This window comes from Vallitalea maricola (assembly GCF_036985595.1).
Taxonomy (GTDB): domain Bacteria; phylum Bacillota; class Clostridia; order Lachnospirales; family Vallitaleaceae; genus Vallitalea; species Vallitalea maricola.
On the sequence record NZ_BTPU01000134.1, the window covers coordinates 1 to 7576 of the forward strand.

Here is a 7576-nt window from a genome sequence, read left to right on the forward strand (position 1 = left end):
ATATAAAGTTTTCAATCCTTTCTATAATGAATAACATTTATTCCTTTGTAATTATTATACGCTTTTTTGTAAAACTATTTCATAAAAATTTCATATAAAAAAGATTCCATGAGTTATCTCACAGAATCTTTTACTTATAATTATTTAAAACTTATTGAACACCTAAGATACCAGTTAAATCGCAATCTTCACTAATAACCCATTTGTCATCTACAAGTTTTAATTCAATTACAGCTTCAGTTTCTTCTGTAGCAATTTCTTTATCTTTTGTTACTTCGTCAAGCGCTTTCTGTAACATGTCTTGACCTTTCTCGACACTGTCACCAGCTTGGTCACCAAGATTACTAATATCTACTGAAGACATAAGAGATGCAACTATTTCATCAAGTTTTGGATGTGTAACCTTAATCTTGACAGTTGCAGTATCATCTTTTATCTCTGAATCAACAACCTCATATTTTAATTGACCGAATAATAAATCATTCATAGGATTAGTTTGCATCTCATCAAAAAATTCATCTTCAACTTTTGTCTCAAGATTATCATAAGCTTCCTTGAAGTTTCCTTCAACTAGATTATCCATAAAAGATGAGACTGCTTTTGTAGCTTCATTGTCTTTAGAAGAATTACTTTTACTACATCCTTGAAACATAAGCACGGATAATATTACTACTGTTACTAAAAAATACTTTTTCATTTTTTCACCCTCATTTAAAATATTTGTATAATTGCTACGCTAATCATTATACATATATAATATATAAATGTAAAGTGTAATTAATCTCTTAATATATTTATATCTTCACCATTCAATACTTTGTTTAGATTACGTACTGCACACATCTTACCGCACATTGAACAAGAATTCTCATCTTCTGGTTTTGAGCTTTCACGATATTTCTTGGCTTTAACTGGGTCCATAGCCAATTCAAACATTTTATTCCAGTCTAGTTGTTGTCTAGCATAGCTCATACTATTATCCCATGCTCTTGAATTAGGTAATTTTTTGCCGATATCACCAGCATGAGCGGCAATTCTAGTGGCTATGATTCCTTCCTTCATATCATCAATACTAGGTAGTCTTAGATGTTCTGCTGGAGTTACATAACATAAGAAATCAGCTCCACTCGCAGCTGCAACAGCTCCACCAATAGCTCCTGTGATATGGTCATATCCTGGTGCAATATCAGTTACTAAAGGACCTAATACGTAAAATGGTGCACCATGACATAATTTTTTCTCAAGTAACATGTTAGCTTCAATTTCATTTATAGCCATATGTCCAGGTCCTTCAATTATAACTTGGACATTCTTAGCCCATGCTCTTTTTGTTAATTCACCAAGCACTATTAATTCTTTGATTTGACTTGCATCTGTTGAATCAGCTATTGCTCCTGGTCTACATGCATCACCAAGACTTATTGTAATATCATATTTAGCACAAATATCAAGTAATTCATCATAGTGTTCATAGAATGGGTTTTCTTTTTTATTTAACTGCATCCATGCAAACATAAGAGAACCACCTCTTGAAACTAGATTCATAAGTCTAGGGTTTCTTCTGAATGTATTGGCTGTTTCTCTATTAATTCCAGCATGGATAGTTACAAAATCCACACCATCTTTACCATGTTTTTCAACAACATCCAAAAATTCTTTTTCTGTAATATCTTTTAATTCCTTATCATAGAAACCTAGTGCATCATATACAGGTACAGTTCCTATCATTGCAGATGACATATCAATAAGTTTTTTTCTGAATTCCTCAGTTTTACCATAGTTACTAAGGTCCATGATTGATTCTGCTTTCATGTCAATAGCTGCTTTTACTTTTTCAAGCTCTCTATCTATATCATAACTATCTTTTGATATACCTAAGTTAACATTGATTTTGGTTCTTAATCCTTCTCCAACACCTTCTGGATCAATACTTTTATGGTTTTTATTAGCTGGAATAACAACTGTACCTTTTGCTATTTTATCAGCTAGAACATTAACATCCATATTTTCTTTTTTTGCTACTATTTCCATTTCCTTTGTGATAATGCCTTTTCTGGCAGCATCCATTTGTGTAGTATAATTCATTGTATTCCTTCCTTTCAAAAAAGCGTCTTTTAGTTTTTTTATAGCATCCTTTATATTTTTTGAATCATAAATCTCAGAAATTACAGCAATTGAATCCACATTCTCATTTATTTCTTTTGATAAATTCTTCGCTGTAATACCTCCAATACCAACAATGGGTATAGGAACAGCGTTTTTAATATCAATTAATGTTTTAAGCTTAATCTGTACTGCATCAAGTTTAGTTGGTGAAGGAAATAAAGCTCCTACTCCAAGGTAGTCTGCTCCTTCTTCATAACATCTTATAGCATCTTCAACAGTTTTAGCTGTTGCTCCGATAATAACATCTTCACCAAGAATATCCCTTGCTTCTTTTATACTGGTATCATCTTGTCCAAGATGAACACCATCTGCTCCTACTTCTTTTGCAATATCTACTCTATCATTTATTATAAGTGAGGCATTGTATTTATGACATAATCCTTTTATTTTTATAGCTTCATTATGTAATAGATCTTTATTCTTTTCTTTACTTCTATATTGAAAAATAGATATTCCCTCTCTAAGGGCTTGTTCTGTCTTCTCTAGTAGGATATTAAAGTCTGGATATTGTTTTGAAATCAAATATAATTCATTTTCAAATTTCATTTACAGTTACCTTCTTTCCATCTATCAAATTCTTGTTCTTCATATTATAAATACTATCAAATAATTTTACTTTAAATGTCCCCACTGATTCTTGGTCTCTTAAATTATTTTCTACTATATCAGCTGCCTCGTCCATAGCTGATATACCATAGACGCTACTAAGAAAAGCATCACGAGATTTGGCTAATGATACAGCTATTAATGGTGATATCATACATCCTGTTCCTGTTATAGATGTGAGCATTTTAGAGCCGCCGTTGATCTTAGCGACATATTTATCACTACAAATAGTATCAATTTTTCCTGTAACTGCTGCTATAGTATTATATGTCTTAGCAACTTTATGTCCAATAACGCCGATATCCTCTATATCTATTTCTTCTGAATCCACACCCTTTGAATTAGTCTTTAATCCAAGCAGTGCTTTAATCTCAGATGCGTTACCTTTAATGACATCTATTTTGTAATTATCAAGTATATCAAAAACTATCTCTTTTCTATAACTGGTAGCAGCTACACCTACAGGGTCTAATATTACAGGTATATTATTATCGTTTGCAACCTGTATAGATTTTTTTATTGACTGTATCTTAATAGACGAAACAGTACCGATATTAATTACTAAACAATTGCTCATTGAAGTTATTTCCTCTATTTCTTCTATGGCTTCTGCCATGATTGGACTACCTCCAAAAGCAAGAGTCATATTTGCTACGTCATTAGACGTTACATAGTTAGTGATATAATGTACTAACGGTTTCATTGAATTTTTATATATTTTACCAAAGTCAAAAGTGTCAATATAATTATTCATAATATTACCTCTCTATGAAATGATTAACCGGTCCATCTCCTGAACCAATGGAAAATCCTCCTGCTATTGCTTTTGTAATATAATCTTTTGCCATTCCAACTGCATCAACAGTATTTTGCCCCTTACTAATATTGGCTGCTATGGCAGAAGATAATGCACACCCAGTTCCATGGGTATTAGGGTTGTCTATTCTTTTATGGTTATAATATGTAAAATCTTTTCCATCAAATAAAACATCACATGCTGCATCTCTAAGATGTCCACCTTTGACCAGAATATTTTTTGGACCAAGCTCATATAATTTTCTACAAGCTGTTTCCATATCATCTGTATTACTTATGGGTGTATCAGTTAATCGTTCTGCTTCAAGAATATTTGGAGTTATGAGATTACATAATGGAAACATATCTTCAACAATACTTTCTATTGCATCACCCTTAAGTAAAATCCTTCCTGTTGTTGATATCATTACAGGGTCTAAAACTATCTTAGGTAATTGATAATTTTTAAAAATATTTACAATAGCTGTTATTATTCGCTTGTTGAACAACATTCCTATTTTGATACTGTCCACTTTTATATCATCAAATATAGCTTCTATTTGTTTGGAAATTGTTATAGGTTCAAGTCCCTGAATATGTGATACTTTTGTTGTATTTTGAGCAGTTACAGCTGTAATAACACTCATACCATAAACTCCGTGAGCAGCAAATGTCTTAAGGTCTCCTTGTATCCCTGCACCACCACTGCAATCTGAACCTGCAATTGTTAACGCTGTTTTCATTGTATAGATACCTTCTTTTTCATGACTAATTTTTTTAATGCTGTAAGTTCAAATAGTAATACAGCTATTACTGCTCCTGCAAAAGAGCTAATAATAAATGGTATTACTAAACCAAATATTGCAGCTTCTCTGCCCATAAATAAAATACCTACTGGACATGCTATTATTGCTCCGATAATCCCTGTTCCTATTACTTCACCTAGAGCAGCAAGATATGTATTAGCAAATCTCTTGAACATTAGACCAGCAAATAAAGCACCAAAAATACTGCCGGGAAATGCTAACAATGTTCCCATAGCAAAAATATTTCTTAATGTGGATATAACTATTGCATTAAGTACTGCGTATACAGGTCCTAATAGTATTGCAGATATTACGTTGATTAGATGTTGCCACGGAAAACATTTTGCAGCACCAATAGGAATATGATACGGGCTTAGTACAACACCTAGCGCAATAAGTACACCAGATAAAGCTAATTTTCTAGTTTCTAGTTTCATGTAATCATTTCCTTTCATAAAAATTAATTAACTCGTTAATAAGATAATTAAACATTTTAATGAGGTTTATTGGCGAAGCAAACCTATAAATAACAAAAAGGCAATCCGAGGATTGCCTTAATACCATATCAATAAATATTACGATAAGCTTCCCTCCGCTGGTACGAACCAGATCAGGTCAAGGGTCAAAGAATATCGTTCTTTATCTCAGCTAGCTATACTAGCCCCCCTAGCCAATGTTTAATTTTTTATTCGAGTATATGGTAACATAATTACTTAATATAATCAATAGATTTTAAATTTAATTAATCTTTATCTTAATACAAACAGGATAAGTTGTATTTATCGACTTATCAGTTGTTATTATTAACCCTTCTTCATTCTGTTTATAGCTCAAGTGATCATCATACCCCAAAATCTTAACATCCATTATATCACCTGCAAAATATTTACTACCTTTTTGTAATGATTTAATTATGACTTTATCATTATCAGGCCATTTTAATACATTAGCATAGATATATGGAGCATTATATGTAAATCTTATGTCTTCACAAGTAAAAGGTGAACGTTTTTCATCATTGAATGCCCCTTCAATGACTTCTGTTGGTCCCTCACCAAAAGTACTCCAATATTCAGTATCATATATTGATTCACCATTGATCCTTAACCATTTACCAATACTTCGTAATACATTTTCCTCTTCTTGTGTTATTGTACCATCAGATTTTGGACCAATATTAAGCAATAGACAACCATTTTTACTTACAATATCAACAAGGTCACATACTACTGATTCAGGAGTCTTGAAATCATTGTTTTCTGTATAACCCCATGAATTTTTTGCTATTGCTGTATCTGTCTGCCAGAGTCTAGGTCTTATAGAAGCTAACTGTCCTCTTTCTACATCAAATATTGCAGTACCTTTTGCAAAAGCATCAAATTTATAGTTAATGGCTACGTCTTCACCCCATTCTACACCCCTATTATAGTAATAAGCCGCGAATTTTTTTAGATAAGGTTTAAAAGCTACATTTTGTATCCACCAATCAAACCATACAATCTTAGGCTCATATTTATCTACAAGCTCACAAGTTCTAACAAGCCAATTATCCAAATGCTCAGTTGATGGTCCTTGACTATGAATATTATGAGTAGTCTCATGCAAATCATCATTCTCAAATAACTTTACAGCATATCCATAAGGCTCTTGAAACTGAATATCTTGAAGTCCTGAATCAAACTCTCTAAGTCCTGACATGAACCAATAATTCTCTGCTCTATGACTTGATGCAGTAAAAACTATATCTCTTTCTTCTGCAGCTTTCTTTAACGCTCCTATTATGTCTTGTTGTGGTCCCATCTTTGCTGCATTGAACCTTGATAGTTCACTATCATACATTTGGAATCCATCGTGATGTTCTGCAACAGGCATAACATATTTAGCTCCAGCATCAGCAAAAAGTTTCATCCATTCATCAGCATCAAATTTTTCACCTTTGAACATTGGTATAAAATCCTTATATCCAAAGTCTTTATGCTCACCATAAGTCTTTATATGATGCTCATATTCTTTTGACCCTTTTATATACATATTTCTTGGATACCATTCATTACCATAAGCTGGAACTGAATAAATTCCCCAATGAATGAAGATACCAAATTTTGCATCCTTATACCACTTAGGTTCTTTATATTCCCTTAATGATTCCCATGTATCTGTATACGGTCCTTTACTAATGACCTGTTCAATAGTTTCAAGATAATCTTTTACCCTTTTCATAAAAATCTTCTCCCTTCACTGATATATTTATATATTAATTAATCTGTGATATAATATAAATATAAAATATTAACCTATTTTTATAATATTTATATTAAGGAGAAGAAGATGGCAAAATCACAGGATAAAATGATTTCAAAATACATGTCTTATCTTAGGGTTAATCTAATAATATCAGCTTATAATCAAGTTCCTCTAACTTGGAAGGATACACAAACCAACTTAGGTTATTGTAAAATATATTTTATTGAAAAAGGTTATGGTGTTGTTTACATTGATGATATTGCATATTACCCAAAATCAGGAGATTTAATGTTTATACCAGAAGGTTGTACACATGGTTATTCTACAATAGGTCCAAAAACTTATACTAAACACTGGTGCCATTTCAATGCATATATTGGTTCAATTCCCATATCAGATTTTCTAGATATACCATACATAAAGACAATAAAAAATCCCCAAAAGATTATTTCACTTTTTGAGAACTTGACTGCTTCTTATAATAGTGATAATCCTTTCTCACCATTGAATGCTCAAGCAACTTTAATGCAGCTATTATCTACATATTTTTCAGAGATTTGTAAATATGATATTACCCTCAAAACACAAATGACAGATACTAAGCTTAATCTACTATTAGATTTTATAGAAGAAAATCTTCACACTAAAATTACAATTAATGTACTTGCTGATTATATGAATCTTCATCCTAATTACTTGATAAGGTTATTCACAAGTACTTTTGGTCTATCTCCTATGGAATATATAAATAGACTGCGTATTGAAAGAGCTAAGGAATTATTAACTATTAATAATGAAAGTATTAAATTGATTTCAGAATTAGTAGGATTTAGTACCCCATATTATTTTTCTCTGGTTTTCAAAAAACAGACTGGATTATCTCCAAAGCAATATAGACAGTTGACTTATAAGAATATATAAACAAAGGTATCCTAGAAATTAAAAATAAGAATAAAAAT

7 protein-coding genes, 1 pseudogene and 1 riboswitch are annotated in these 7576 nt (G+C 31.6%); of the genes and pseudogenes, 1 reads left to right on the forward strand and 7 read right to left on the reverse strand.

Annotation, left to right across the window (positions count from 1 at the left end):
- Nucleotides 1-151 precede the first annotated feature (151 nt).
- From AACQ14_RS23535 to AACQ14_RS23565, 7 genes and pseudogenes are all read right to left on the reverse strand, one after another.
- Nucleotides 152-697 carry a hypothetical protein gene (locus tag AACQ14_RS23535; RefSeq protein WP_339365989.1) on the reverse strand — a complete coding sequence of 182 codons (546 nt, stop codon included), beginning with the start codon at nt 695-697 and terminating at the stop codon, nt 152-154.
- 80 nt (nt 698-777) lie between these two features.
- Nucleotides 778-2085: a phosphomethylpyrimidine synthase ThiC gene (gene thiC / locus AACQ14_RS23540; RefSeq protein ID WP_339365995.1), complete on the reverse strand. Its 1308-nt coding sequence runs from the start codon at nt 2083-2085 to the stop codon at nt 778-780.
- Nucleotides 2086-2127: 42 nt separating this feature from the next.
- Nucleotides 2128-2712: pseudogene (gene thiE, locus AACQ14_RS23545) on the reverse strand (thiamine phosphate synthase); the annotation flags it as partial.
- Nucleotides 2702-3526 carry a hydroxyethylthiazole kinase gene (gene thiM, locus AACQ14_RS23550; protein WP_339365990.1) on the reverse strand — a complete coding sequence of 275 codons (825 nt, stop codon included), beginning with the start codon at nt 3524-3526 and terminating at the stop codon, nt 2702-2704. The pseudogene thiE and the gene thiM, both read right to left, overlap by 11 nt.
- 4 nt (nt 3527-3530) lie before the next feature.
- Complete coding sequence (gene thiD / locus AACQ14_RS23555) at nt 3531-4310, reverse strand: bifunctional hydroxymethylpyrimidine kinase/phosphomethylpyrimidine kinase (protein WP_339365991.1); 780 nt, start codon at nt 4308-4310, stop codon at nt 3531-3533.
- Nucleotides 4307-4810 (reverse strand): energy coupling factor transporter S component ThiW, encoded by a 504-nt coding sequence (gene thiW / locus AACQ14_RS23560; protein WP_339365992.1) that lies wholly within the window; start codon nt 4808-4810, stop codon nt 4307-4309. Before thiW ends, thiD begins: the two co-directional genes overlap by 4 nt.
- 133 nt (nt 4811-4943) lie before the next feature.
- Nucleotides 4944-5051: riboswitch (TPP riboswitch) on the reverse strand.
- 60 nt (nt 5052-5111) lie between these two features.
- Nucleotides 5112-6593: an alpha-L-fucosidase gene (locus AACQ14_RS23565; protein WP_339365993.1), complete on the reverse strand. Its 1482-nt coding sequence runs from the start codon at nt 6591-6593 to the stop codon at nt 5112-5114.
- 108 nt (nt 6594-6701) lie between these two features.
- On the opposite strand from AACQ14_RS23565, the gene AACQ14_RS23570 reads away from it, so the two are divergent.
- Nucleotides 6702-7538, forward strand: coding sequence for a helix-turn-helix domain-containing protein (locus AACQ14_RS23570; RefSeq protein WP_339365994.1), 837 nt, complete (start codon nt 6702-6704; stop codon nt 7536-7538).
- Nucleotides 7539-7576 lie beyond the last annotated feature (38 nt).

Coding starts and splice junctions, on each gene's coding strand:
- AACQ14_RS23535 (WP_339365989.1), bottom strand. CDS start 697: ATGAAAAAGTATTTTTTAGTAACAGTAGTAATATTATCCGTGCTTATG.
- thiC (WP_339365995.1), bottom strand. CDS start 2,085: ATGAATTATACTACACAAATGGATGCTGCCAGAAAAGGCATTATCACA.
- thiM (WP_339365990.1), bottom strand. CDS start 3,526: ATGAATAATTATATTGACACTTTTGACTTTGGTAAAATATATAAAAAT.
- thiD (WP_339365991.1), bottom strand. CDS start 4,310: ATGAAAACAGCGTTAACAATTGCAGGTTCAGATTGCAGTGGTGGTGCA.
- thiW (WP_339365992.1), bottom strand. CDS start 4,810: ATGAAACTAGAAACTAGAAAATTAGCTTTATCTGGTGTACTTATTGCG.
- AACQ14_RS23565 (WP_339365993.1), bottom strand. CDS start 6,593: ATGAAAAGGGTAAAAGATTATCTTGAAACTATTGAACAGGTCATTAGT.
- AACQ14_RS23570 (WP_339365994.1), top strand. CDS start 6,702: ATGGCAAAATCACAGGATAAAATGATTTCAAAATACATGTCTTATCTT.